The organism is Streptomyces sp. SID12501, from assembly GCF_010550245.1.
Lineage (GTDB): Bacteria > Actinomycetota > Actinomycetes > Streptomycetales > Streptomycetaceae > Streptomyces.
The window spans coordinates 1-445 of sequence record NZ_JAAGLU010000636.1 but is presented as its reverse complement, the minus strand read 5'-3'; the positions used below and the strand labels follow the sequence as shown (position 1 = coordinate 445).

General features: G+C 67.9%; 1 protein-coding gene. It reads left to right on the top strand.

Annotation, left to right across the window (positions count from 1 at the left end; all coding sequences use genetic code 11):
- A partial coding sequence (locus G3I71_RS47660) for an ABC transporter permease (protein ID WP_164325193.1) occupies positions 1–445 on the top strand: 445 nt, incomplete at both ends.

The window sequence follows — 445 nt, the reverse complement described above, 5'->3', positions numbered from 1 at the left end:
ACGGCGGCCCGGTGGTCGCCGTCCTCAACGGCGTCGGCTTCCTCGACGTCACCAGCTGGCTCGGCATGACCGAGGGGGACCGGGTGCTCGCCACCCCGCTCGCGGTGGTCTGCGGTCTGACGTACAACTTCCTGCCGTTCATGATCCTGCCGCTGTACACCTCGCTGGAGCGCATCGACACCCGCCTCCACGAGGCGGCCGGCGACCTGTACGCCCGCCCGTCCACGGTGTTCCGCAAGGTGACCTTCCCGCTGTCGATGCCCGGCGTCGTCTCCGGCACCCTGCTGACCTTCATCCCGGCCAGCGGCGACTACGTGAACGCCGAACTGCTCGGCTCCACGGACACCCGGATGATCGGCAACGTCATCCAGTCGCAGTACCTGCGGATCCTCGACTACCCCACAGCGGCCGCGCTGTCCTTCATCCTCATGGCCATCGTGCTGAT